Source organism: Kitasatospora sp. NPDC088391, from assembly GCF_044753345.1.
Lineage (GTDB): Bacteria > Actinomycetota > Actinomycetes > Streptomycetales > Streptomycetaceae > Kitasatospora.
Genome location: NZ_JBIVNB010000004.1, coordinates 24,115 through 49,665 on the forward strand (window position 1 = coordinate 24,115; position 25,551 = coordinate 49,665).

The following is a 25,551-nucleotide window of genomic DNA, read 5'->3' on the forward strand; positions in this document are numbered from 1 at the left end:
CGCGCCCCCGCGGAGCCGCCCTCGACGCACGCCGGAGTCGCCCGTGTCCTCGCCCACTGCCAGCGCCGGCGCCACCGCCGGTGCCGCTGCCGCCGAACACCTGGACGTCCTCGTCGTCGGAGCCGGGATCTCGGGCATCGGCGTCGCCCGGTACCTGAAGACCGAACTGCCGTCGAAGAGCTTCGCGGTCCTGGAGGGACGCGGGGCGTCCGGCGGAACCTGGGACCTGTTCCGCTACCCGGGCATCCGCTCGGACTCCGACCTGCACACCTTCGGCTACGAGTTCAAGCCCTGGCGCGACCGGCAGTCCATCGCCGACGCGCCCCGCATCCTGGCCTACCTGCGGCAGGCCGCCGCCGAGAACGGCATCGACCCGCACATCCGCTACCACCACAAGGTGCTCGGCGCGTCCTGGTCGAGCGACCGGGCCCGCTGGACGGTCGAGGTCGAGCGCGCCGACACCGGCGAACGCACCACGCTGACCTGCGGCTGGCTGTTCAGCGCGGGCGGCTACTACCGCTACGACGAGGGCCACACCCCGCACTTCGCGGGCCGCGAGGACTTCCGCGGCACCGTCGTCCACCCCCAGCACTGGCCCGAGGAGTTGGACTACGCGGGCAAGCGCGTGGTGGTGATCGGCAGCGGCGCGACCGCGGTCACCGTCGTCCCCGCGATGGCGGCCACCGCCGCGCACGTGACGATGCTGCAGCGCACCCCGAGCTACGTCATGCCGGTGCCGCGCAAGGACCCGTTCGCCAACGCGCTGAAGCTGCTGTTCGGCCCCCGGCGCGGCTACGCGCTGACCCGGCGCAAGAACATCGCCCAGCAGCGCCTGATCTGGTCGTTCTGCCGCAAGCACCCGAAGGTGGCGCGCCGCCTGATTCGCTGGGTCAACTCCCGGATGCTGCCCGCCGGTTATCCCGTCGACGAGCACTTCAACCCGCCGTACGACCCGTGGGACCAGCGGCTGTGCGCCGTCCCCGACGGCGACCTGTTCCGGGCCATCCGCGCGGGCCGGGCCTCGGTGGTCACCGACCGGATCGACACCTTCACCGGAACGGGCCTGCGGCTGGCCTCCGGGCGGGAGTTGGCGGCGGACGTGGTCGTCACCGCCACCGGCCTGAACGTGCAGCCCTTCGGCGGCCTGCGGCTCACCGTCGACGGCCGGGAGGTGCGGCTCGCCGACACCCTCGCCTACAAGGGCATGATGCTCTCCGGCGTGCCGAACTTCGCCTTCGCGATCGGCTACACCAACTCCTCCTGGACGCTGAAGATCGGCCTGCTGTGCGAGCACTTCTGCCGCCTGCTGGCCCACCTGGACGCCCACGGCCACGACACCTGCCGCCCCGAGCCCGCCGACCCCGACATGCCGACCCGCCCGCTCCTCGACTTCGGCGCCGGATACGTCCGGCGCGCCGTCGACACGCTGCCCCGGCAGGGCGACCGGATGCCGTGGCTGACCTCGATGGACTACCGCGACGACGTCCGGCTCCTCCGCTCCGGCGGCATCGCCGACCCCGAACTGCGCTGCTCCCACTCCGCGGACCGGGCCCGGGCGGCGGTCTGAGGCCCGGGCCCGGTCCGCGGAGCGGTGTGAGGCTCGGGCGGTGTGAGGTCTGGGCGGCGGTGCGGGGCCCGTTCCGTCCGGGACGGAACGGGCCCCGGTGGATCAGGAGTTGAGCGCCGACCACTTCCAGGAGCCGTTGACGCGGACGTACAGGCGCTGGTTCGCCGTGTCGACGGCGAGGGTGCCGTTGGCCGGGAGCTTGCTGAACGAGGCGTCCGAGACCGGGCCGTTGACCAGCCGCAGCGGCGGGTTGGGCGCGTTGGTCGCCGGCACCGTGTTGCCGCCCTGGCTGCCGATGTTGGCGTAGGTGTTCTCCAACCGGAAGTCGCCCGCGCTGGGCTCGTAGTACACGTGGTGCCCGGTCGGCGCGGTGCCGTACAGGCCGACCACGTCGCGCAGCACCGTGGTGGTGCCGGGCCCCGCGTACAGGTCGACGCCCGAATTGACGGTCGCCACCGAGCCGTTGGCGATCAGCACGTTCTCCAGGCTGGAGGCGATCGGCGCCCAGCCGATGATGTTCTGCGGCGTCGCGGTGCTGCCGGACGCGAAGTTGCCCGCGTAGCAGTAGATGTTGCGGGCGTGCACGTGCTTGCTGGAGGCGTCGACCTTGAAGTGCGGGCCGCCCTGCATCTGCGAGGTCTCGAACTTGCAGTCCGTGACGTAGATCCCGTTCGGGTTGTTGGAGTTACTGCCCGCGGTGATCCACAGCGCGCCGGTGCCGAACGCCTCGAACCGGCAGCCGACGATGTGCACCTGGTTGGTGTTGTCGACGCTGGACCCCCAGCCGGAGGCCGCGGACGCGTTGCGCAGCCACATGTTGGGCTTGGCGGAGTTCGCCGGTCCGGTGCTGGACTCCACCACCAGGTTGCTGAACCGCGAGTCCCACAGCTCCACGCCGTCGATGCAGATGTCCAGGTTGTTGGTGATGTAGACGTCCCGGACCACGGTGTTGTCGTTGTAGTACAGCTCCAGGACCAGGCCGGACCTGTTGTTGCCGTTGAAGCCGAGGTCCTCCACCGCGCAGTAACGCCGGTGGGTGGCACCGCTGTTGTCCGGCCCCGCGCCCGAGATCCGGAGCAGGACGCCGTCCGCGCCCTTCACCAGCATCGCGGCCTTGCTGCTCGCGCCGACCAGCCGGATGCCGTTGCCGCCGACGGTGAGCGCGGGCGTGCCGCCGTTCGGCTTCACCAGGTACCGGCCGCCCGGGAAGTACACCGTGCCGCCGCCGGCCGCGGCCGCCGCGTTCAGCGCGCCCTGGACGGCGGCCGTGTCGTCGGTGGTCCCGTCGCCGACCGCGCCGTGGTCCTTGACGTCGAACCAGTCGCCCGCCCCGCCGGTCGTCCCCGCGGCGGCCGCGGTGCCGGCCCCGGCGGCTACGGTCGCGCCCGCGACGCCCGCGACGCCCGCCACCGCGCCGGTCAGCAGCGCGCGACGGCGCAGCACGTCCGCCGTGGTGCCGCGGCCGGATGCGTCCTTGGTCATGAGAGGCCCCCCTCTGCGATCGCCCGGGCGTGTCCCGGGCGCACGGCAAGATCGCACGGACACGGAGCAGCGGTCAATGACGGGGTGGCGGAGAGAGGGCGGACAGGCGTACTGAAGGATAGTCAGGAGTTTTGCGGTGGAAGCCAGTTGTAGGTTTCGGCGGACCGGTCGAGCAGGAACCGGGCGGGTAGGCGCCCGGCCAGGGCGAGGGCGCTGTCGCGGAGGGCGACGCCCGGTCGGGAGCGGATCGCCACCAGGCGTCCCACGGTGCGCGAGCCGGCCACGATCCGGGAGGTCCGGGGCAGGCGGGCGACGCTGTAGGCGGCGAGGGCGGCGGCCGGGTCGGGGCCCGGGATGGCGGAGCCGGGTGCGGCGGGGGCCGGGGGTGCGGGTGCGGCTGCGGCTGCCGGGAGGGCTCCGGCGGCCAGGACGAGGGCGTCCTCGACGGCCTGGCAGGCGCCCTGGCCCTGGAACGGCGACATGGCGTGCGCGGCGTCGCCGAGCAGGGCGACCCGGCCGCGGTGGAACGCGGGCAGGGGCGCCGCCGACTCCAGGACGTCGTGGCGCAGGACCCGGTCCGGCGCGACCTGCCGCAGCAACTCGGGGACGGGCGCGCACCAGGCGCCGAAGCGGCGCAGCAGTTCGGCGTGCTCGTCGCCGTCGGCGGCCCGCCCGCCGGCCGGGGCGAGGGCCGCCGCGTACAGGTACACCCGGCCGGCGGCCAGTGGGACGACGCCCACCAGCGCGCCGCGCCCCCACACTTCGCCGACGGCCGCCGGGGCCTGCGCCGGGCGGTCGATGACGGTCCGCCAGGTGGTGAACCCCGAGTGGCGGGGCCCCGGGTGGTCCGGGAACAGCGTGCTCCTGGTCGCGGAGCGCAGGCCGTCGGCGGCCACCACGAGGGCGGCCCGCCGTTCGCCGTCCGGGGTGGTCACGGTGGCGGGCCGGTGCGCGTCGCCGGGATCGGTCAGCGCGGCGGGCGAGTCGGTGCGGACGGTGCCGGGCGGGAGGGCGTCCAGCAGGGCGGCGATCAGCTCGGCCCGGGCCACGGCGAGCACCGGGTCGCCGAAGTGCGCCTCGACCGCGCCGGTGTCGGTCCGTGCCAGCCAGCGCCCCGACGGCCGTCGGAGGCCGACCGCCGGGTGCGTCACCGCGAGCGCGCGCAGCCGGTCGCCGACGCCCAGCGCGTCCAGGGCGCGCAGGGCGTTGGGCGCGAGGGCTAGCCCCGCGCCGACCGGCTCCAGGCTCGCCGCGCGCTCGTGGACGGTGACCGGCAGGCCGCGGCGGTGCAGGGCGAGGGCGGCGGTCAGGCCGCCGATGCCCCCGCCGATGACGATCGCGTGCGGGTGGCTGGTCCAGGTCATGGCAGTGCCCTCCCTGTCGACTACAGGTGTAGTGTGCGGCTCCGAAGTCGAGCCTACTACGTCTGTAGTTCCGGGAGTGGGTGAGGATCGCTGCGATGTCGGGTCGAAGTCGGTCGAAGTCGGTCGAAGGGGTGCGGTGGTTTTGGGGCGCGGGAGGGGCGCGGGGCATGATCGGGGGATGACCGTGCCGCGCCCCGTCCTGATCGCCGACGCCGCGATCGCCGTCATCGCCGAACGCGGCCTCCGCGGCCTGACCCACCGCGCCGTGGACGAGGCGGCCGGGCTGCCCGCCGGCTCCACCTCCAACCTCGCCCGGACCCGGTCGGCGCTGCTCGAACTGGCCCTGGTGCGGATCGCCGAGGTCGAGACGGACAGCCTGGTGGGCGGCACGGTGGCGGGTGCTGACGGCGCGTCGGTGGGTGGGGCCCGGGAGGTGTTCGTGGACGTGGTCGCGGACGGGCTGCACCAGGCGCTCACGACCGGGCGGGTGCTGACCGTCGCGCGGATCGAACTCGCGCTGGAGGCCGCCCGGCGGCCCGAACTGCGCGCCGTCTACGATCGGCTGGGCGCCGGGTTCCTGACGGCGGCGGTCTCGTTGCTGGAGCGCTGCGGGGCGGCGGACCCGGTCGCGGACGCCCGGCGGCTGGTGCGCTGGTGCGAGGGCGTCCTGTTCAACGGAACGGCGGGCAGCGGCCACACCCACCCGCCGACCCGGGCGGAACTCGCCGCCGACGCCTCCCGCTACCTCGACGCGCTGTTGGCGGAGTAGGGCGGCCGGGGGTGTGCTGGGGAGTTGGCAAGCGCTTTCCCAGTAGGTGGATGCGGGGCTCGGCAAGATCGACGCTGGGAGAGTGGGGGGCGAGCGGCTCGTGCTGGGACTTGGCAAGCGCTTTCCCCTCGGGTGGGTGCAGGGGGCGGCAAGGCTGGCGCCGGCGGAGCGGGGTGGTCCGAGGGGTTGGGTTGGGGAGTCGGCAAGCGCTTTCCCGCCGGGTGTGGGGTCCAGCAAGATCGGCGCCGGCGGGGTAGGGGCGGTCGGCGGGCTTGGCTGGGAGGTCGGCAAGCGCTTTCCCGGTGGGTGGGTGCAGGGGCTGGCAGGGTCGGCGCCGGCGGGGTAGGGGCGGTCGGAGGGTTTGGCTGGGAGGTCGGCAAGCGCTTTCCCGGTGGGTGGGTGCAGGGGCTGGCAGGGTCGGCGCCGGCGGAGTAGGGGCGGTCGGCGGCTCGTGCCGAAGGTTGGTAAGCGCTTTCCCGCCGGGTGGGTACGGGGGACTCCGACAAGATCGACGCCCGGAAACTGGTAGCTGGCCCCACCCTGTGGGCTCCGGGTGGGTGGAAAGGATGGAGGTCCGGCCGACCAGGTCGCCGGGGGTGGGCGGCGGCGGGTGCTGTCGGTGGCCCCGTGCGATGGCGGCGAGGGTTCCGAATCGAGGAGACCGATGACCGTTCGTGAGATCAAGCCCGGCAACCGGGGTTTCCTGTACGTCAACTGCCATCCGCAGGGCTGTGCCGACGTGGTCGACGACCTGTGGCGGCGTACTCCGGGGCCGGTCGGGGTGGAGGAGGGCGGGGGCTCGGAGCGGCCGGTTGCGCTGATCATCGGGTCGAGCGCCGGGTACGGCCTCGCTGCCACGGTGGGGGCGCTGCGGACGTACGGGATGCGGGGGCTCGGGATCGCCTTCGAGGCGCCGGAGACCGAGCGGCGGACGGCCTCGGCCGGTTGGTACCGGACTGCTCGGACGGCGGAACTGGCCGGGGAGGGGAGCGGGTTCGCCTTCCTCAACGCCGACGCGTTCTCGGCTGCGGCGAAGCAGCAGGCGCTCGACCATCTGGCGGCCAGGTACGGCCGGGTCGACCACGTCCTCTACAGCGTGGCCGCGCCGCGTCGGACCGATCCCGTGACCGGCGAGGTGCACCACTCGGCGATCAAGCCGCTGGGCTCCGCGTACCGGGCCAAGACGCTGCAGTACGAGGGCGACACGCCGACGGTCGGCTCGCTGGAGCTGGAGCCGGCCACCGGGGCGGAGCGGGCCGCGACCGAGCAGGTGATGGGCGGCGCGGACTGGGAGTTGTGGGTCGAGGCCCTGGTGGAGCGTGGGCTGGTCGGGGCGGGCTTCCGGACGGCGGCGCTGTCCTACGTGGGCTCCGAGCTGACCGCGCCGATCTACCGGGCCGGGACGATCGGCGCCGCCAAGCAGCACCTGGAGGACACCGCCCGCCGACTGCACGCCCGGCTGGCCCCGCTGGGCGGGCAGGCCCACACCGTGGTGGCGGGTGCGGCGGTGACCCAGGCGTCGACCGCGATCCCGTCCATCGCCCTCTACACCGGCCTGCTCCGGGCGGTCCTCGGGGACGGGTTCCGGAGCACCGCCGAGCAGGTCGCCGACCTGTGGCGGCAGTTGACCGGCGCGGCCCCGCTGCAGCTCGACGCGGAGCAGCGGATCCGGCTGGACGGCTGGGAGTTGGACGCCAAGGTGCAGGCGGAGGTGCACGCGCGCTGGGCCGCCGCGACCCCCGGGACGGTGGCGGGGCTGGCGGACACCGAGTGGTTCCGGGCCGAGGTCGGCCGGCTCTACGGCTGGCACGTGCCGGGCACCGACTACGCCACCCCGGTCGAGACCACTGTCCCTTGGCCGAACGGGAGTTGAGGGACACCGCCTGATCGGCGGGTCAGTCCTCGGTGCCGGGGACGGCGTCCTCGTCCTCGTCGGTGTCGAACCAGTCGCGGCCGGCGGCCCAGTGGGCGACCCAGCCCGCGAAGCCGGGGGCGGCGGTGGTGCGGCCGAAGTCCGCGCCGGACGTGCTGCCGTAGGGGGCGGCGCCCTCGCCGGTGACGAGCCAGAGGTGGCCGCGCTGCGGGCCGGTGACCACCAGGTGCCAGTACATGCCGCAGCCCTCGGTGCCGAGGACGATCGAGCCGTGGTCGGTGACCGCGCCGACCAGGGCGTCGAACTCGTCCTCGGGGGTCTCCTCGTCGTCCTCCCAGAGCCAGGCGGCGTCGAGCGGGAACGGCCGCGACAGGTCGCGCTCCGGTCGGCCGGTGCCCCAGTCGGCGGGCAGGTCGGCGAGGGGGAGCAGGCCGTACGCGGGCGGGCCGCCGGGCGAGCCGTCGGCGACCTCAGCGACGAACGTGCGGTAGGGCTCGGGCAGGACGATGCCGTGCGCCGCCTCGAAGGCGTGCACGCCCGCCCGGCCGAGGGCCGGGCCGCTCCTGCCGTCGGCCTCGAACGCGGCGCGCAGGGCGGCCAGTTCGGCCGGATCGGGGGACTCGGTGTTCATGGCGTCATGCCTACCACGGCGGTCGGACGCCGGGCCGGGTGCCGCGTACCGCCTTCGAGCGCGTTGCGGCAGCTCGCTGTTCGGCCGGACAACGTCATTGCGGTGGGTCGTCAACTCGCCTGGGAAGGGCAAGGGTTGGTGCTCTTTCGATCGAGGAGGGGTCAAAATTCGGCGCGGTGCGGCCGGTTGGCGATGGAATCCGACAGTTCGCTTACCGTGAAGGACTCTTGACGGTCTGTGTGTTTTTTGAAAATCTCTCCGAGGTCCGGGCCGACGGCTCCCGCCGTGCGGGTGGGAACCGATGCTGATCCGGCGGTGCGCAGGGGGAGGTCGATCGGTCCGGCGTGCAAGCGCACCGTATACGGATCGTCGAATCGAGCAGCCGCATGTCCGTACCGTCCGCCCTGCCCGCGTCCCCTTTCCAGCAGGGCATCTGGTTCACCGAACGCCTCGGCGAAGTCCACGGCGCGTACCACCTCGCGGTGCGCGTGTCCTTCGCGCGGGTGGACGAGGAGTCGCTCGCCCGGGCGGTGTCGGTGGTGGTGCGGCGGCATGCCGCGTTGCGCCAAGGGCTGGTGGAGCGGGACGGTGAGGTCGTGGTGGCGCCCGCGTCGGTGCCGGTGCTGGAGGCCGTGGACGGGGCGGCCGGGGAGGCGCTGGACGAGCGGCTGCGGGCCGAGTGGTCCAGGCCGTTCGGGCCCGGGGCGGCCTCGGCGCGGTTCCGGCTGTTCCGGGGCGAGGACGGGGCGGCCGACCTGCTGGTGACGGTCCATCACGGCGTCTTCGACGGCGAGTCCAAGGACGTGCTGCTCGCCGACCTGGCGGCGGCCTATGCGGCTGCCTGCGCGGGGGCGGCGGGAGGAGACGGGGACGGGACCGGCGAGGGCGCGGCTCCCGAGTGGGTGCCGCCGGGGGCCGAGCAGGTGCGGCGGGCCGCCGAGTGGTTCGGGCCGCGGTGGGCGGCGGCCGGGGAACCGGTGCTGCCCGGGATGCCCCGGGCCGTCACGACCGCCGCGCCGGGGGAGCAGGTGCGGTGGCTGGTGGACCCCGAGGGACGGGAGCGGCTGGCCGGGGCGGCCCGGGGGAGCGGGGTGACGGTCTTCGAGTACCTGCTCGCCGCCCTGCACGGTCTGCTGCTGCGCTACGGCGGCACGTCGGTGCCGGTGTCGGTGCCGATGTCTGCCCGGACGCCCGAACTGGCCGGTCGGATCGGCCTGTTCGTCAACGAGTTGCCGGTGTGCGCGCCGGGCGGCGTCGACGCGGGGACGCCGTTCGCGGCGTACGCGCGGGCGGTCCGGGCCGAGGCGCGGGCCGGGTACCCGTTCCGGACCGTGCCGTTCGCCTCGGCCGTGCCCGGTCTCGGCCCCCGGGTGGCACTGGCCCCCGTCTCGTTCGGCTACCGCCGTTCGGCGGACGGCGAGGCGGTGTTCCCGGGCGGCGAAGTCCGGGTGGACCGGGCCGTGTTCACCGGTGCGGCCCGCAACACCCTGCACCTGCAGGTGGTGGACGGTGTCGACGGTCTGCGGTGCTCCCTCCAGTACGCGCCCTCGGTGCTCGCCGCCGAAGCCGCCGAGCGGATCGCCGGACACTTCCGCACCCTGCTGGACGGCGCCGTCGCCACCCCCGAACTGCCGCTCGGCGAGCTGCCGTTGCTGACTGCGCCGGAGGCCGAACGGCTGGCCGGCTGGGCCACCGGCGGACGCGCCCGCATCGACCACGACGCCGACCACCACGCCCCCGGGGCCGCCCGCACCGTGCTCGACTTGGTGCGCGAGCAGGCCCGGCGGCGGCCGGACGCGCGTGCCGTGACCGCCGTGGACGGGGAGCTGACCTACCGCCGACTGGAGCGAAGAACCGGCGAGTTGGCGCAGGGGCTGCGCGCGGCCGGGGTCCGGCCCGGGGACGTGGTGGCGCTGCTGGTCGGACGGACGGTCGACCTGCCCGCCCTGCTGCTGGCCGTGCACGCGGCGGGCGCCGCCTACCTGCCGCTGGACCCGGCGCACCCCGAGGAGCGCACCGCGTCCGTGCTCGCCGACTCCGGTGCCGCGCTGCTGGTCGCCGACCGCGACCCGGGCCCCGGGGCGACCGGGTCAGTGACGGCGGTGCTGCGCCTCGACGGGCCCGGCGCGGAGCCGGGTGCGAGCGCCGACGGGGGCGGTTCCGGCGCGGAGCCGGGGGGAGGCGTCGGCGGGGGTGGATCGGCGTACGTGCTGTACACCTCCGGTTCGACCGGCCGGCCGAAGGGTGTGGAGGTCGGGCACCGGGCGCTGCTGAACCTGGTGCGCTCCTTCGCCGCGGACCTCGAATCCGGCCCGGGGGACGTGTGGTTGGGCCTGACCTCGCTCTCCTTCGACATCTCCGGGCTGGAGCTGCTGCTGCCGCTGGCCACCGGCGGTCGGCTGGTCCTCGCCCCGGACGGGGCCGCCACCGACGGGCCCGGCCTGCGCGACCTGATCGGCCGCGAGGGGGTGACGCACGTGCAGGCCACCCCGTCCGGGTGGCGGGTGCTGCTGGACGGCGGGTCGCTGCCGTCCGGTCTGACCGCGCTGGTCGGCGGGGAAGCGCTGCCGCTCCCGCTGGCCCGCGAACTGCGGTCGGCGGTGGGCCGGTTGCTCAACGTGTACGGGCCGACCGAGACCACCGTCTGGTCGACCGCCGCCGAGATCGGCCCGGACCCGGTGGCGGTGCGGATCGGCCGACCGATCGCCAACACCTTTGCCTACGTGCTCGATCCGGGGCTGCGGCCGCTCCCGGTCGGCGTCCCCGGTGAGCTGTTCCTCGGCGGCGACGGCCTGGCCGAGGGCTACCGGGGCCGCCCCGGGGCGACGGCCGAGCGCTTCCTCACCGGCGCCGACCCGTTCGGTGGGGGGCAACTCCCGCACGGCACAAGGATGTACCGCACCGGGGACCTCGCGGCCTGGACCGCGGACGGTGAACTCGAGTACCACGGCCGGATCGACCAGCAGGTGAAGCTGCGCGGCCACCGGATCGAGCTCGGCGAGATCGAGTCCGCGCTGCTCGCCCACCCGGGGGTGGCCGAGGCGGCGGTGGTCGTGCACACCCCGCCCGGCGGCGAGCCCGTCCTGGTCGGCCACCTGGTGCCCGGCGCGGAGCCGGTGCCGGACGCCGACCTGGTCGAGCACCTGCGGCGCACCCTGCCCGCGGTGATGGTGCCGCGCCGCTGGGTCCGGGTGGAGCGGATGCCGCTCACCCCCAACGGCAAGCTCGACCGCCGCGCGCTGTCCGCCCTGCCCGCCCTGCCCGCGCCCGAGCCGGTGGCGCCGCCGGTGCCGGAGGGGGCGGTGTCGGACGAAGCCGGGGACGGGGACGGGTTGGAGGAGGCGGTGGCGGAGATCTGGGCGCAGGTGCTCGGGCTGCCCTCGGTCGGGCCGGAGGAGGACCTGTTCGACCTCGGCGGCCACTCGCTGACCATCGTCCAGATCACCTCGCGCATCCGCGAAACGCTGGGCGTGGAACTCGACTTCGACGTGTTCTTCGACGTCCCCACGCCGGTCGGCATCGCCGCCGCCGTCCGCGACGGCCGCTGACCGTCCCGGACGGCACTTCCCTCTTCTGCTCCCGCTGCTCCCGCTGCTCCCGCTCGAACGGACACCGATGACCGAGACACAGGACCTGCCCGCGGGCTGGTCCGACGCCAAGAAGGCTCTGCTGGCCCGTCGGCTGCGCGGTGGCGCGGCACCGGTGCAGGTGGTGCGGCCGAGGGCCGCCGGGAGTCGGCCGCCGCTGTCCAGCGGGCAGGAACGGCTCTGGTTCATGGACCAGTTCACGCCGGGCGGCACCGCCTACGCGCTCGCCCCGGCCCGTCGGCTGCGCGGCCCGCTGGACCGGGACGCGGTGGACGCCGCCCTCGGGGCGCTGGTGGCCCGGCACGAGAGCCTGCGGATGGCGTTCCCGTCGACCGAGGACGGCACCGCCGAGGTGGTGGTCGCCGAACCCGGGCCGTTCCCGGCCGGGTTCACCGACCTGTCGGGGGCCGAGGACCCGGCCGCCCGGGCGGCCGAGGAGATCGGCCGGGTGCTGGCCCGCCCGTTCGACCTGGCGGCGGGGCCGCCGGTGCGGGCGCTGCTGCTGCGCCTCGCCCCGGAGGACCACGTCCTCGCGCTGGCGATGCACCACATCTGCTGCGACGGCTGGTCGATCGACCTGCTGCACCGCGAGTTCGACGCCCTGTACGCCGAGCACGCCCACGGCACCCCCGCCGGCCTTCCCGCACTCCCGGTCCAGTTCGGCGACTTCGCGCAGTGGCAGCGCGAGCGCCTGGAGTCCGGGGAACTGGCCGCCGCCCGCGCCCACTGGCGGGCCGAGCTGGCGGGGGTGCCCGCCCTGGACCTCCCGGTCGACCGGCCGCGCCCGCCGCTGCTGACCTTCGACGGCGCGGCACTCGAACTGCACTGGAGCCCCGAGCTGTTCGCGGCCGTCCGGGACCGCGCCCGGGAGTACGACGCCTCCCCGTACATGGTGCTGATGGCGGGCCTGCAGGTGCTGCTCGGCCGGCACGCGGGGCAGCGCGACTTCGCGATCGGGTCGGCCGTGGCCGGTCGCCTGCACCGCGAACTGGAGGGCGTGGTCGGGGCGTTCGTCAACCTGCTGCCGATCCGGGCCCGGCTGGACGGCGACCCGGACTTCGCCGAACTGCTCGGCCGGGTCCGGGAGACCACGCTCACCGCGTACACCCACCAGGAGGTGCCGTTCGAGCAGATGGTCGCCGACCTGGACGTGGAACGGGACGTCAGCCGGTCGGCCGTCTTCCAGACCACCTTCGCCTTCCAGAACTACGGCGACAGGTCCGTCCAGGCCGGGGCCGGGACCGCCGTGGACGCGGAGGGCTTCGGCTACCGGGCCACCAGCACGCACGCCGACCTCTCGTTCTACCTGCGCGAGCGTCCCGACGGCGGCCTGTACGGCCTGGTCACCTACCGCACCGACCTGTTCGACGCCGCCACGGTGCGCGCCCTGGCCGACCGCTACGAAACGCTGATGGCCGCCGCCCTCGCGGACCCGTCCCGCCCCGTCGCCGAACTCCCGCTGCTGACCGGCGCGGAGCACGCCGCCGTCACCGGGACCTGGTCCGCCGGACCGCCACTGCCGCCGCCCGGCGGCCCCGGCACGCTGACCGCGCTGCTCACCGAGGCCGCCCGTACGGCCGGGGACCGGACGGCCGTCGTCGGTGAGAGCGGCGAGGGGACAGGGCTGACGTACCGTCAACTCAATCGGCGGGCCAACGGGTTGGCCCATTTGATCAGGGCGGCCGGGGTCGGGCCGGACGACCGGGTCGCGGTCGGCCTGGAGCAGTCGCCCGAGCTGGCCGCCGTCCTGATCGCTGTGCTCAAGGCCGGCGGCGCCTACCTGCCGCTCGACCCCGAGCAGCCGCCCGCCCGGCTGGCCCGGCTGGTCGCCGACTCCGGCGCGAAGCTGCTGATCACCGACTCCGTGCTGCGGGAGCGCTTCGGCGACCACGGCGCGGAGGAACTCCTGCTCGACCGGGTGGGGCCGGCGGAGAGCGAGGACGCTCCGGCGGAGGTCTCCGGCCCGGACCACCTCGCCTACGTCATCTACACCTCCGGCTCCACCGGGCAGCCCAAGGGCGTCGCCGTCCAGCACCGGCAACTGCTCAACTACCTGGCCGGGGTGGGCGAACGGCTGCGGATCGAACCGCACGGGCGCTACGGCCTGCTCCAGTCGCTGGCCTTCGACTTCAGCATCACCATGCTCTACCTGGCGCTCACCACCGGCGGCACCGTCCACCTGCTGCCGCGCCGGATCTCCGGGGCCGAACTCGCCGCGAAGAACGCCGAACTCGGCCTGGACTACCTGAAGATGACGCCGTCCCACCTGGCGGCGCTGACCGCCGACGCGCCGGCCGGGGAGCTGCTGCCCGCGAAGGCGCTGGTCCTCGGCGGCGAGGCGTCGGCCCGGGCCTGGGCCGCCGAACTCGCCGCCCTCGGGCGGTGCGCCGTCTTCAACCACTACGGCCCGACCGAGGCCACCGTCGGCGTCACCGTCCACGAGGTCACCGCGGCGGACGCGGCGCTGCCCGGCAGCACACCGATCGGCACCCCGCTGGCCGGGGCCCGCTGCTACGTCCTCGACGAGAGGCGGCAACCGGTGCCGCCCGGAGTCACCGGCGAGCTGTACCTTGGCGGCGACCGCCTCGCCCGCGGCTACCTCGGCCGCCCCGAACAGACCGCCGAACGCTTCCTCCCCGACCCGTTCGCCCCCGGGGCGGTAGGTGATCCGGTGGGGCAGCAGGGGGCGGGGAAGGCCGCGGCGCTGGGTGGAGTGGATGAGGAGTGCGGGGCGGTAGGTGATCCGGTGGGGCAGCAGGGGACGGGGAAGGCCGCGGCGCAGGGTGGAGTGGATGAGGAGTGCGGGGCGGTAGGTGACCCGGCGGGGCAGCGAGAGGCAGGGAAGGCCACGGGGGAGGGGACGAGGGCGGGGGAGCCGGGGGCCGGGTGCAGGGGTGCGGCGGGCGAGGGGGCTCGGATGTACCGGACCGGGGATCTTGCGCGGTGGCGGGCCGATGGTGGTCTGGAGTACCTGGGGCGGGCCGATGACCAGGTCAAGGTGCGGGGGTACCGGGTGGAGCCCGGGGAGATCGAGGCCGCGCTGACGGCCTTGCCCGGGGTCACCCAGGCGGTGGTGCTGGTGCGGGGGGAGGGGGTTCGGGAGGGGCTGGTCGCCTATGTCGAGTGTCCGGGGGGCGGGCCGGGGGCGGCCGGGTTGCGGGCCGCGTTGGGGGAGGTGCTGCCGGACTGGATGGTGCCCGCGCGGTACGTCGTGCTGGAGCGGTTGCCGTTGCTGGCGCACGGCAAGGTGGACCGGCGGGCGCTGCCCGAGCCGGAGGCCGTCGTGTCCACGGCCGAGCACGCCGAGCCCGAGGGGGAGGCCGAGACGGTGGTCGCCGGGATCTGGGCGGCGCTGCTCGGGGTGGAGCGGGTCGGGGCGCACGACGACTTCTTCGAACTCGGCGGGCACTCGCTGCTCGCCACCCAGGTGGTCGCCCGCCTGCGCCGGGCCTTCCCCGAACTCCCCACCCCGGTCGGGGTGATGGACCTGTTCCGGTTCCCGACCGTGCGCCGGCTCGCCGCGCTGGTCGCCGATCCGGACGCCGACCGCGGCCCGCGCGGGCTGCTGCACCGGCTCACCCCCGACCGGGCCCGGACCGCCGGTACCGTCGTCTGCACCCCGTACGGCGGCGGCAGCGCGCTGATCTACAAGCCGCTGGCCGACGCGCTGCCCGCCGACTGGGCGCTGTACTCGCTCGCGGTGCCCGGCCACGAGCTGGGCGAGCAGGAGATGGACATCGACGAGGTCGCCGAGCGCTGCGCCCGCGAGATCGTCGACGGCATCACCGGGCCGGTCGTGCTCTACGGGCACTGCGGGGTCGGCGTCCGCCTCGCCGTCGAGATCACCCGCCGGGTCGAGGCCGCCGGGCGCACCGTCGACGCCGTGCACCTCGGCGGCATCTTCCCGTTCGCCCGGCCGCGCGGCCGCGGCGCCGCCCTCGGCGAGTGGTGGGCGGAGACCGTCGACGGGCTGCGCAGCGACCAGAACATGATCAACGCGCTGGCCGCGGCCGGACTCGACACCGAGGACACCGACCCGGAGCAGCTGCGCCTGATCGTGCGCAACCGGCGCACCGGGACGCGCGAGGCCGAGCGGTACTTCACCCGCCTGTTCGAGGGCGCCGACGGCCGGATCAAGGCCCCGGTCGTCGCGGTGTGCGGCGAGCGCGACCCGTCCACCGAGTTCTACCAGGAGCGCTACCGCGAGTGGCACCGGCTCAGCGACACCGCCGCGGTGGTGGTGCTCGACGAGGCCGGGCACTTCTACCTCAAGTACCGGGCCGCCGAACTCGCCGACATCGTCACCGGCGTGCACCGTTCGATCGCCGACGGGCGGGAGGACCGGCACCGCCGCACCGAGCGCTCCAGCTGGTGGCTGGAGGGCGTCTCGCGCGACAACTCGGCCGTGTCCGGGAAGAGTTCGAGGGGCGTCCGGCCGACCTTGCGGCGTTTCCTGACCGTCGCCTCCGGGCAGCAGGTCTCGATGATCGGCTCCGCGCTGACCGAGTTCGCGCTGCCGGTCTGGATCTACCTGCGCACCGGTTCGCTCGCCCAGTTCGGCCTGCTCGCCGCCTGCGGACTCGTGCCCGGCATCCTGGCCGCCCCGCTGGCCGGCGCGGTCGTCGACCGCGGCGACCGCCGCCGCACCATGCTGTGCGGCGACCTGGCCGCCGGGCTCACCCAGGCCCTGCTGCTCGTCCTGCACCTCACCGGGAGCCTGCGGGTCTGGCACGCCTACGTGCTGATCGGCGTGCTCTCCGCCGCGCTGACCTTCCAGCGGCTCGCCTGGAACGCCGCCGTCCCGCAGCTGGTGCCCAAGCGCTACCTCGGGCGGGCCAACGGCGTGGTCCAGATGCTGTTCGGGCTGGCCCAGTTCCTGGTGCCGGTGTTCGCCGTCGGCCTGCTCGCCGCGATCGGGCTGGGCGGCATCCTGGCCCTCGACGTCGGCAGTTACGCCTTCGCGCTGGCCGTCACCCTCGCGGTCCGCTTCCCCGACCTGATGGGCGCGGTCCGCCGGGAGAGCGTCGCCGCCGAGATCCGGGCCGGGTTCCGGCGCGCCCTCGGCAGCCGCAACTTCCGGGCCATGCTGCTGTTCTTCGCCGTGCTGAACGTCTTCCTGTCCCCGCTGTTCCTGCTCACCACCCCGCTGGTGCTGTCGTTCGCCGAACTGCCCGCCGCCGGCTGGGTCGCCACCGCCGCCGGGGCCGGGGCCGTCCTCGGCGGGCTCACCCTGCTGGTGTGGGGCGGGCCGCGCCGGCTGCGGCTGCGCGGCGTCCTGCTGTGCACCCTGGTCCTCGCCGCGGCCTGCCTGCTCACCGGCCTGCGCCCGTCGCTGGCCACCGTGGTCCCCGGCGCGTTCGCGATGGCCTTCGGCCTGGCCCTGGTCAACGGCGTCTACGCGACGATCGTGCAGACCAAGGTCCCGCTGCGCTTCCACGGCCGGGTCATCGCCGTCAACACCATGGTCGCCTGGTCGACCCTCCCGGTCGGCTTCGCGCTGGTCGCCCCGCTGGGCCCGCGGCTCCTGCAGCCCCTGATGGAGCCCGGCGGCACCCTGGCCGGCACCGTCGGCCGCCTGATCGGCACCGGCCCCGGCCGCGGGATCGGCCTGCTCTACCTGCTGTTCGGCCTCGCCATGGCCGTCCTGGTCCTGGCCTGCCTCGCCGTCCCCGCGCTGCGCCACTTCGACCGCGACGTGCCCGACGCCGAACCCGACGACCTGATCGGCCTCCGGGCCGTCCGGGAACGCGTCGCCGAAGCCGAAGCCGAAGCCCCGTCCCCCGTTCCGTCCGCCGCATCGCAGCCCGACCCGACGAAGGTGACCGCCCGGTGAGCAGCACCGCCCTCCACCCGCTGACCGACGAGCAGCGCCGGCTCTGGTTCCTCCAGCAACTGCGCCCGGACGACCCGGGGTTCAACATGTACCTGAACCGGCGCTGGAGCGGCCCGCTCGACGCCGATGCGCTGCGCACCGCGCTGCGCCGGCTCACCGAGCGGCACGAGATCCTGCGCACCCGCTTCGACCTCGACCCGGACGGCGGCGAGCAGCCCGTCCAACTCGTCGAGCCGGTCCGGGACATCGAGCTGATCCGGGTGCGACTCCCGGAGGGCGCCGACGAGTCGGTGTTCACCGCGGCCTGCCGCCCGTACGTGAACGCGCCGTTCGACCTGGCGGCCGGGCCGCCGCTGCGGGTGGTGCTGGTCGGCTCGGGGGAGCGGGAGCACGCGCTGAGCGTGCTGGTCCACCACATCGTCGCGGACGGCTGGTCGTTCACCGTGCTGTGGCGCGAACTGCTGGCGCTGTACCGGGAGGCGATCGGCGAGGGGCCGGCCGGACTCGCCGAACTCCCGCTGCAGTTCGGCGCGTTCGCCCGGGCCGCGCGGGAGGCGGCCGGGGACGGGGAGGCGGCCTTCGCCCACTGGGCGGAGAAGCTGGCCGGGACCGGCGCGCTGCGGCTGCCGCTGGACCGGCCGCGCCCCGCCGACCCGGGCCGCCCGGCCGGGTTCGCCGTGGTCGACCTGGGGCCCGAACTCACCGCCGCGATCGACGCGTTCGGCCGCCGCGAGCGGTGCACCCCGTTCATGGTGCTGCTCGCCGCGTACAGCACCGTGCTGGCCAGGTGGACGGGCTGCCCGGACTTCGCCGTCGGCACCCCGCTGGCCGGCCGCAACGAGGCCGCCCACGAGGCGATGATCGGCTGCTTCGCCCGGACGGTGCCGATCCGCGCCGACCTCACCGGCGCGCCGGACTTCCGCACCGTGCTGCGCCGGACCCGTACCGGCACGCTCGGCGCGCTCGCCCACCAGGACGTCCCGCTGGAGCGCCTGGCCGCGCACCTCGGCCTGCCCGCCGAGCCGGGTTCGGCCCCCGTGCACCGCGCCGTCTTCGTCCACCAGAGCCAGTACGGGGTGGCGGGCGAGGGCCCGGTGCTGCCCGCCGGGGTCGCCACCCGCAGCATGGACTCCGGTTTCGCGCACGCCAAGACCGATCTGCTGCTGGACAGTTGGCGCAACGCCGAGGGCAGCCTGGTGCTCTCGTTCTGCTACGACCGGGAGGTGCTGGACGCCGCCACGGTGACGGCGCTCGGCGGCCACTGCCGCACCCTGCTGGCCCGGGCCGTCGCCGACCCCGAGCTGCCCGTCCTCGGTGACTGGCTGCCGACCGGCCCCGAGCGGGCCGAACTGCTGGCCCTCGGCAGCGGACCCGTCCCCGGCCCCGCCCCGCACGTGCTGGAGCTGTTCGCGGCCCGGGCCGCCGAGCGGCCGGACGCCGTCGCGCTGGAGTGCGCGGGCGAACTGCTCGGCTACGGCGAACTCGACCGCCGTTCCGACGCGTTGGCGTGCAGCCTGGGCGAGGTCGCCGGGCGGGTGGTGGCGGTCTCGATCGCGCCCTCGCCGGACCTGGTGGTCGCGCTGCTGGCGGTCTGGAAGGCGGGGGCGGCCTACCTGCCGCTGGACCCGGCCCACCCGGAGGAGCGCCGCCGCCTGATGGTCGAGGAGGCCGGGGCGGTCCGCGTCCTCACCGACGCCCGCCCGCACGGCAGTTCGGCGCAGACGCAGACGCCGATGCAGGCACAGTCACAGACGCTGCCGACGCCGTTGCCGGGGCCCGATCCGGCCCGGACGGCGTACGTGCTGTACACCTCCGGCTCGACCGGCACCCCGAAGGCCGTCGCCGTCGACCACGCCGCGCTGGCCGTCCGGCTGGCCTGGATGGCCGGTCCCGACGGCTACGCGCTCACCCCGGACGACCGGGTGGTGCAGTTCGCCTCGCTCGGATTCGACACCCACGTCGAGGAGTTGTGGCCCGCGCTGGCCTCCGGCGCCCGCGTCGTCCTGCTCCCCGGCGGCGGCCGGACCCTGCCCGACCTGCTGAACTCCCCGGCCGGGGACGGCGTCACGGTGCTGGACCTGCCCACCGCGTACTGGGCCGAACTGGTCGCCCAGGGCGCCGACGCGCACTGGCCCGCCGCGCTGCGGCTGGTCGTCCTGGGCGGCTCCGCGCTGCCCGCCGGGGCGGTCGCCGACTGGTACCGGCGGCACGGCTCCCGGGTCCGCCTGGTCAACACCTACGGCCCGACCGAGGCCACCGTCGTCGTCACCGCCGCCGAACTCGCCCCCGGGGACGGGGAGTCGGCCACCCGCCCGCCGCTCGGCCGCCCGCTGCCGGGCGTCCGCCTGTACGTCCTGGACGCCCGGGGCGGGCTGCTGCCGCGCGGCGCGGAGGGCGAACTGTTCATCGGCGGCGCCGGGTTGGCGCGCGGCTACGTCGGCCGGGACGACCTGACCGCCGCCGCGTTCACCGCCGACCCGTTCGACCCCGCCGTCCCCGGGGCCTCTGCCGCCGCCGGGGCCCGGATGTACCGGACCGGCGACCGGGTGCGCTGGCGCGCCGACGGGCAGTTGGAGTTCCTCGGGCGCGGCGACGGGCAGCTGAAGCTGCGCGGGTACCGGATCGAACCCGCCGAGATCGAGGCCGCGCTGACGGCCCACCCCGCCGTCGCCCAGGCCGCGGTGCTGCTGCGGGACGGTCGGCGCCTGCTCGGGTACGCGGTGGCGGCCGGGGTCACGGGGGCCGCGCTGCGGGCCCACCTGGCGGGGGTGCTGCCCGGGTACCTGGTGCCCGACGCGGTGGTGGTGCTCGACCGGCTGCCGCTCACCCTCCACGGCAAGCCCGACCACGCCGCGCTCCCCGAACCGGCCGCCGCCGACGCCGACCGCTACCTCGCGCCGCGCGGCGACGCCGAACAACTGGTGGTCGAACTCTGGCAGGACGTCCTCGGGCTGCCCCGGGTCGGCGTTCTGGACGACTTCTTCGAGCTCGGCGGCGACTCCCTGCTGGTGACCCGGGTCGCGGCCCGGATCCGGGCCGGGGTCGGGCTCGACCTGTCGATCCGCGAGGTCTTCGAGAGCCGCACCGCCGCCGCCCTCGCCGCCCGGATCGAGGCCGCGCTGATCGCCGAGATCGACGCCCTCAGCGAGACGGAGGCCGCCCGGCGCCTGGCCTGACGCCGGGGGCGGACCGCCCGCGGCGGCCGTCGGGGCACTGTCCCACCCGCCCGCTAGCGTGGCAGCAGCGGAACGACGCCACGGCACTGGGAGGAACGAAACGGATGGACACCGTCGAGCACGCCCGCTTCGGACGGCTGGAGACCGGGGCGCTCCGTGACCCGGACGTGGTCTGGGAGGACGTTGTGCGCCTCGGGGACGGCGAGGTCGAGGTCCGGCTGTGGGCCGGGCCCCGCAGCGCTCCCGAGGCCGGGGAGCTGGACGAGCTGGCCGCCCGGCTCGCCGACCTCCCGGCCCTGGACGCGACCGCGCGGGCGGCCCTGCGGGCGTACCTGGAGGAGGACCGCTGCTTCGTCGACTTCCACGTCGAGGAGTTGGCGGACAGCCGGGCGGCCGCCCGGCTGCTCCGGGACGCGGACGGCGCGGAGGTCGGGGCGGCCGCCTTCGTGGCCGCGATGCGGCCGACCGGCATCGGCCTGTGGACCGGCGGGGCCTCCGACGGCGCCCCGGTGGTCGTGGACTACGCCTTCGAACCCGACCTCGGCGACCAGCTCCTCGCCGTCAAGCTCACCCGGGACGGCGCGGTGCTCTCCGTCGACTGGGAGAGCTGAGCCGCCACCCGCCCGTCCGGCCGTCGGCGGGGCCGCCCGTCAGGCGGGGCCGGCGGCGTGGCTGAGCGGGGGCGCGACGGCCTGGGCGTCGGCGTGTTGGCCGACCCAGAGGGTGATGAAGAGGGCGGCGGTCGCTTCGAGCAGGGCGGCGTTGCCGAGGGGGCCGGCGGCCAGGGGGGTGCAGCCGAGGTCCCGGGTGAGGTGGGAGGCCAGGGCCAGGGCGGCGGGGTGGTCGGTGCAGAGCGGGACGGCGAGGGGGCGGCCGTCGAACACCGGGGGGTCCATCCGCCAGACGTTCTCGTGGCAGAGGTTGAAGGCTTTGACGACCAGGGCCTCGGGGGCGGCCGCGGCCACCTGTTCGGCGGCGGACGGGCCGTGCGCGGTGAGCAGGCGGAAACCGGGGCCGACGGGGTTGGTGCAGTCGATCAGGGTGCGCCCGGCCAGCGCGTCGCGGAGCGTGCCGGCCAGCGCGGCGGCGGCGCCGAACGGGACGGCCAGCAGGGCGACTTCGGCGTGTTCGGCGGCCGTTCGGAGGTCGCCGGCCCCGGTGCGGTGGCCGATCCGGTCGGCGAGCCGGCGGGCCTTGGCGAGGTCGCGGCCGCCGACGACCACCTGGTGGCCGGCCCGGGCCCAGTGGGTGGCGAGGGCGTCGGCCATGTTGCCGGTGCCGAGGATGCCGATGCGCATGGGTGACTCCAGGAGGAGGGAGGACGGGTCGGTTTCGAGCCTAGGGAGCGGGTCGGGCACCATTCGGTACGTGACCGCTGATCCGTTCCTCGCCGACTGCCGGGCCCGGCTGGCCTTCGACCTGCTCGCCAACACCTGGAACGCCGTGGTGGTCTGGGCGCTCCGGGACGGCCCGTGCCGCCCGGCGGGGCTGCGGCGCCGGATCGGCGGGATCAGCTCCAAGGTGCTGACCGAGACGCTGCGCCGCCTGCAGGCCGACGGCCTGGTCGAACGGCGCGCGGCGGAGCCGGGCCGCAGCGGTGTGGAGTACGAACTGACCGACCTGGGGCGGACGTTGCTGGAGCCGATCGGCGCGTTCGGGGTCTGGGCCTTCGAGCACGGCGACGAGGTGGCGGCCGCCCGGGAGGCCGCCGAGCGGGAAGAGGGCGCGCGGTGACGGAGCGGCAGCCGGACGCGGCGGAGATCCAGGGGTGGCTGCTGGCCGTCGCCGAGGGCCGGGCGGACCGGGACGCGGCGGACCGCTGGGCGGAGCGCTGGGTGTGCGACGACGGCCTGCGGTGGGGCGAGCGGGAGAGCTGGGCGCTGATGAAGCTGCTCGGGATCGACCTGCGGCACGGACCGGACGGGCCCTACCTGCACAGCGAGGAGCAGGTCCGGGAGTGGGTGGCGGAGTTCAGGCGGCGGGGGGCGGCGGGGGAGTGAACCGGACGGCGGCGTGCAGGGCCGCGGTGAAGGCGTCGGCGAGTCCGGCGGCGGTCGCCGGGTCGAAGGCGTGCGCGTTGTAGCGCAGCCGGCAGCGCAGCGAGCCGTCGGGCTGTTCGGTGACGGCGAGTTCGGGGACGTGCAGGTCGCCGCCCGGGACGGGGTAGGGGTCGGTGGCCCGCGGCGGCAACTCCCAGGGCGCGCAGGCGAGTCCGGGCAGGTGGGCGGGGGCGGACCAGGCTTCGTGGCGCAGCCAGGCGGGGAACGGGACCTGCGGGCTGAACTCGGCGAACGGGTACAGCTGGTGGTCGAGGGCGGCGGAGGTGGCGGCCCGCAGCCGGTCGAGGAGTTCGGCGAAGCCGGGCGTGCCGGAGGCGTCGACCCGGACCAGCAGCGACTGGACGAAGCAGCCGACGGCGTGTTCGTCCTCGGGCCGGGTGCGGCCGGGCACGGGCGTCATCAGGACCAGGTCGTCCTGGCCGCTGCGGGCGGCGAGCAGGCCGGTCCAGAGGGCGGCGACGGCGAGGGACGGGGTGGCGCCGAGTTCGGCGGCCCGGGCGCGCAGCGCGTCGGCGGGTGCGGCGGCGACGGTGAACGGGTGGACGGCGCCGCGCACCGTCCCGGCGGGGGCGCGGCCCGGGAACGGGTCGACGGCGGCGGGCGCGCCCGCGAGCGCGGCGGCGAAGTGGGCCCGGTTGGCGGCCCAGTGGGCGCGCGCCCGGTCGGCGAGTTCCTGCGGCCCGGGGCCGCCGCGCGGCGCGGGGGCGGGCCGGTCGCGGCGGAACGCCGAGTAGTGGACGGCGAGTTCGCGCAGCAGCAGCCCGACGGACCAGCCGTCGCAGACCAGGTGGTCGACGCCGAGCAGCACGACGTGGTCGTCGGGGGCGCGGGTGACGACGGCGAGCCGGACGGCCGGGTCGGCGGCGAGGTCGGCGGGCCGGTCGCGTTCGGCGGCCAGCAGGGTGTCGACCTCGGCGTCGGTGGCGCCGGGCAGGTGGTGGACGGCCAGGTCGACGCGTGGGTCCTCGTCCAGGACGGCCCGCCGGACACCGGTCTGGCCGCCGCAGGCGGCGGCGGGCACGGGCACGAAGCGGGTGCGCAGCGCGGGGTGGCGGCGGACGGTCTCGGTGAGGGCGCGGCCGAGCAGGTCGGTGCGCAGCGCCTCGGTGACCCGGAAGGCGACGGCGACGCTGCCGGTCCGGCGGCCGGGCGCCTCGGCCAGCCAGCGCAGGAAGTTCTCCTGCTGGGAGGTGAGCGGGAGTTCGTGCGGCTGGGCGCGCAGCGCGGCGAGGAAGGGGGAGACGGCGGGCGCGGCCGGGCCGGGTCCGGTGGGGGCCGGGGGTGCGGCCCGGTGCCGGTCGAGCCAGTCGGCCTGGGCGCGCAGCGCGGGGCGTTCGAAGACCAGGGCGGTGCCGGCCGGGACGCCGAACTCGGCACTGATCGCGGCGGCGAGCTGGACGGCCCGGAAGGAGTCGCCGCCGAGCGCGAAGAACTCCTGCTCGACGCCGGTGACGGGCCGGCCCAGGACGGTCCGCCACAGGGCGGCGAGGGCGGTCTCGGTCGGGCCCCCCGGCGGACGGGACGGCGCGGAAGCGTCTGACGGTTCGTCAAATCTGTTGCGCAGCAGGTGTTTGACGACCTTGCCGCTCGGGTTGCGGGGCAGCGAGTCCACCAGCAGGATGCGGACCGGCAGTTCGGGCCGGGCGAGGCGTTCGGCGAGGAACAGCCGCAGCGCGTCCGGGTCGAGCCCGGCGGGGTGCGGGACGACGGCCGCCACCGGGACGGCGCCCATCACGGGGTGCGGCAGGCCGAGCGCGGCGGCGTCGGCGACCTGCGGGTGCTCGTGCAGCACCGCCTCGATCCGGAGCGTGGAGACCTTCAGCGCACCGGACTTGACGAGGTCGCCCTCCCGGTCGACCAGGTGCAGGCAGCCGTCCGCGTCGAGCCGGCCGAGGTCGCCCATCCGGACCCAGCCGTCCCGGAAGGTGGCCCCGGAGCGGTCCGGGTCGCCCGCGTAGCTGCGCGGCGGGCCCGGCTGCCGGAGCCAGATCTCGCCGGTGTCCCCCGGGGCGGCGGGGCGGCCGTCGGGGGCGAGGACGCGCAGGGCGCCCGGGTCGGCGGGGCGGCCGAGCGAGCCGGGCCGGGCCGGGTCGACGATCACCGACAGCTGCGCGGGCGAGGACTCGGCGGAGGTGTACGTGTTGACCAGGGTGGCCCGCGGCAGGGCGGCGGCCAGCGCGGCGGCGACGGCGGGCGGCAGCGCGGCGGCCGAGCAGGAGACCAGCAGCACGCTGCCGAAGTCGTGGGCCGCGAGGGTGCCGGAGTTCAGCAGCTCGACCGCCATGGACGGCACCAGGAACACCGTGCCGACCCCGAACTCCTCGACGGCGCGGGCGAGTCCGGCGGCGTCGAAGCGCGGCAGGCAGATCGTCGCGGGCTGCCCGACCAGGGCGTTGACCAGCACCACCTGGGCCGCGTTGGTGCCGATCGGGAAGGCGTGCACCGCGTACGCGGAGTGCGCGTACGGGCGCGGCCGCGGGTCCGTCCGCAGACCGGCCGTCAGACTGCCGTGCGCGGCGAGGACGCCCTTGGGCGTGCCGGTGGTGCCGGAGGTCCCGATGATCTGCGCCGGGTCGGCGTGGGTGACGGTGTGTGGCGGGGAGGCCGCCGAGTCGGCGGGGGCGGCGAGGAGTTCGGCGAGGGCGACGGCGGGGAGGCCGGTGTCGGGGACGGCGGGGTCGGCGCCCGTGACGGCGAGGCCCGCGCCGGTGTCGGCGACCAGGCGGCGGGCGTCCCCGGCGGTGAGGTCGGCGCGCACCACCAGGGCGGCCGCACCCGCGTAGTGCGCGGCCAGGAACGCCACCGCGTACCCGTCCCAGTCGTGGCCGGTGAACAGCAGCGCCACCGTCCCGCCCGGGCGGACGCCCCGCGCGGCCAGCCCGTGCGCGGCCCGCACCGCCCGCTCCCGCCACTGCCGGTACGTCAGGCTCCCGCCGCCGGGCACCAGCAGCGCCGTCCGGTCCGGCTGCGCGGCGGCCCGGTGGTCGAGCAGTTCGGGCAGCGTCACGGCGGGAGCGGCGGCCCGGGCCGGGCGCGCGGCGCGGGCGGACTGGGCGGGCTGGACGCTGATGACGGCTCCCGGGGCGGACACGGACGTGGACGGGTCGGCCGGACGGCCGGACGGCGGTCCGACCCGGTGGTCGGCCGGTCCCCGGACGCTAGCGGACCGGGTGCGCGGCGCGCCACACCCCGCTGACACCCCGTCACCG

At 75.8% G+C, this 25,551-nt stretch carries 15 protein-coding genes; 9 read left to right on the plus strand and 6 right to left on the minus strand.

Annotation, left to right across the window (positions count from 1 at the left end):
* Window positions 1–43: 43 nt before the first annotated feature.
* Window positions 44–1,567, plus strand: coding sequence for a flavin-containing monooxygenase (locus ACIQBJ_RS13220; protein ID WP_400708233.1), 1,524 nt, complete (start codon window positions 44–46; stop codon window positions 1,565–1,567).
* Window positions 1,568–1,669: 102 nt separating this feature from the next.
* Here ACIQBJ_RS13220 and ACIQBJ_RS13225 read toward each other — a convergent pair whose 3' ends face one another.
* Window positions 1,670–3,049 (minus strand): glycosyl hydrolase family 28-related protein, encoded by a 1,380-nt coding sequence (locus tag ACIQBJ_RS13225; protein WP_400708235.1) that lies wholly within the window; start codon window positions 3,047–3,049, stop codon window positions 1,670–1,672.
* A gap of 122 nt (window positions 3,050–3,171) precedes the next feature.
* Window positions 3,172–4,413: an FAD-dependent monooxygenase gene (locus tag ACIQBJ_RS13230; protein WP_400708237.1), complete on the minus strand. Its 1,242-nt coding sequence runs from the start codon at window positions 4,411–4,413 to the stop codon at window positions 3,172–3,174.
* Between the two features lie 178 nt (window positions 4,414–4,591).
* Here ACIQBJ_RS13230 and ACIQBJ_RS13235 point away from each other — a divergent pair, with 178 nt between their 5' ends.
* Window positions 4,592–5,182 (plus strand): TetR/AcrR family transcriptional regulator, encoded by a 591-nt coding sequence (locus ACIQBJ_RS13235; protein ID WP_400708239.1) that lies wholly within the window; start codon window positions 4,592–4,594, stop codon window positions 5,180–5,182.
* Between the two features lie 664 nt (window positions 5,183–5,846).
* A complete protein-coding gene (locus tag ACIQBJ_RS13240) occupies window positions 5,847–7,055 on the plus strand; it encodes an enoyl-[acyl-carrier-protein] reductase FabV (RefSeq protein WP_400708241.1) in 1,209 nt (402 codons plus the stop codon).
* 22 nt (window positions 7,056–7,077) lie between these two features.
* Here ACIQBJ_RS13240 and ACIQBJ_RS13245 read toward each other — a convergent pair whose 3' ends face one another.
* Together ACIQBJ_RS13245 and ACIQBJ_RS13250 are read right to left on the minus strand one after the other, a co-directional pair.
* Window positions 7,078–7,686 carry an SMI1/KNR4 family protein gene (locus ACIQBJ_RS13245; RefSeq protein ID WP_400708243.1) on the minus strand — a complete coding sequence of 203 codons (609 nt, stop codon included), beginning with the start codon at window positions 7,684–7,686 and terminating at the stop codon, window positions 7,078–7,080.
* A 161-nt stretch (window positions 7,687–7,847) separates the two neighbouring features.
* Window positions 7,848–8,150, minus strand: coding sequence for a hypothetical protein (locus tag ACIQBJ_RS13250; RefSeq protein WP_400709814.1), 303 nt, complete (start codon window positions 8,148–8,150; stop codon window positions 7,848–7,850).
* Between ACIQBJ_RS13250 and ACIQBJ_RS13255 the strand changes: the two genes are divergently transcribed.
* From ACIQBJ_RS13255 to ACIQBJ_RS13270, 4 genes are all read left to right on the plus strand, one after another.
* Entirely contained in the window at window positions 8,073–11,234 is a 3,162-nt protein-coding gene (locus tag ACIQBJ_RS13255; RefSeq protein WP_400708245.1) for an amino acid adenylation domain-containing protein, read from the plus strand. The two genes, ACIQBJ_RS13250 and ACIQBJ_RS13255, sit on opposite strands and share 78 nt — an antisense overlap.
* A 67-nt stretch (window positions 11,235–11,301) precedes the next feature.
* Complete coding sequence (locus tag ACIQBJ_RS13260; RefSeq protein ID WP_400708247.1) at window positions 11,302–17,106, plus strand: amino acid adenylation domain-containing protein; 5,805 nt, start codon at window positions 11,302–11,304, stop codon at window positions 17,104–17,106.
* Complete coding sequence (locus tag ACIQBJ_RS13265) at window positions 17,103–20,282, plus strand: amino acid adenylation domain-containing protein (protein ID WP_400708249.1); 3,180 nt, start codon at window positions 17,103–17,105, stop codon at window positions 20,280–20,282. The genes ACIQBJ_RS13260 and ACIQBJ_RS13265 overlap by 4 nt, the downstream gene beginning before the upstream one ends.
* A gap of 104 nt (window positions 20,283–20,386) precedes the next feature.
* Complete coding sequence (locus ACIQBJ_RS13270) at window positions 20,387–20,893, plus strand: DUF2004 domain-containing protein (RefSeq protein WP_400708251.1); 507 nt, start codon at window positions 20,387–20,389, stop codon at window positions 20,891–20,893.
* A 39-nt stretch (window positions 20,894–20,932) separates the two neighbouring features.
* Here ACIQBJ_RS13270 and ACIQBJ_RS13275 read toward each other — a convergent pair whose 3' ends face one another.
* Window positions 20,933–21,580 (minus strand): NADPH-dependent F420 reductase, encoded by a 648-nt coding sequence (locus tag ACIQBJ_RS13275; RefSeq protein ID WP_400708253.1) that lies wholly within the window; start codon window positions 21,578–21,580, stop codon window positions 20,933–20,935.
* A gap of 70 nt (window positions 21,581–21,650) precedes the next feature.
* Here ACIQBJ_RS13275 and ACIQBJ_RS13280 point away from each other — a divergent pair, with 70 nt between their 5' ends.
* Window positions 21,651–22,016: a winged helix-turn-helix transcriptional regulator gene (locus tag ACIQBJ_RS13280; protein ID WP_400708255.1), complete on the plus strand. Its 366-nt coding sequence runs from the start codon at window positions 21,651–21,653 to the stop codon at window positions 22,014–22,016.
* Window positions 22,013–22,282 (plus strand): hypothetical protein, encoded by a 270-nt coding sequence (locus ACIQBJ_RS13285; RefSeq protein WP_400708257.1) that lies wholly within the window; start codon window positions 22,013–22,015, stop codon window positions 22,280–22,282. The genes ACIQBJ_RS13280 and ACIQBJ_RS13285 overlap by 4 nt, the downstream gene beginning before the upstream one ends.
* Here ACIQBJ_RS13285 and ACIQBJ_RS13290 read toward each other — a convergent pair.
* Window positions 22,254–25,433 carry an AMP-binding protein gene (locus ACIQBJ_RS13290; protein WP_400708259.1) on the minus strand — a complete coding sequence of 1,060 codons (3,180 nt, stop codon included), beginning with the start codon at window positions 25,431–25,433 and terminating at the stop codon, window positions 22,254–22,256. The two genes, ACIQBJ_RS13285 and ACIQBJ_RS13290, sit on opposite strands and share 29 nt — an antisense overlap.
* Window positions 25,434–25,551: the final 118 nt, after the last annotated feature.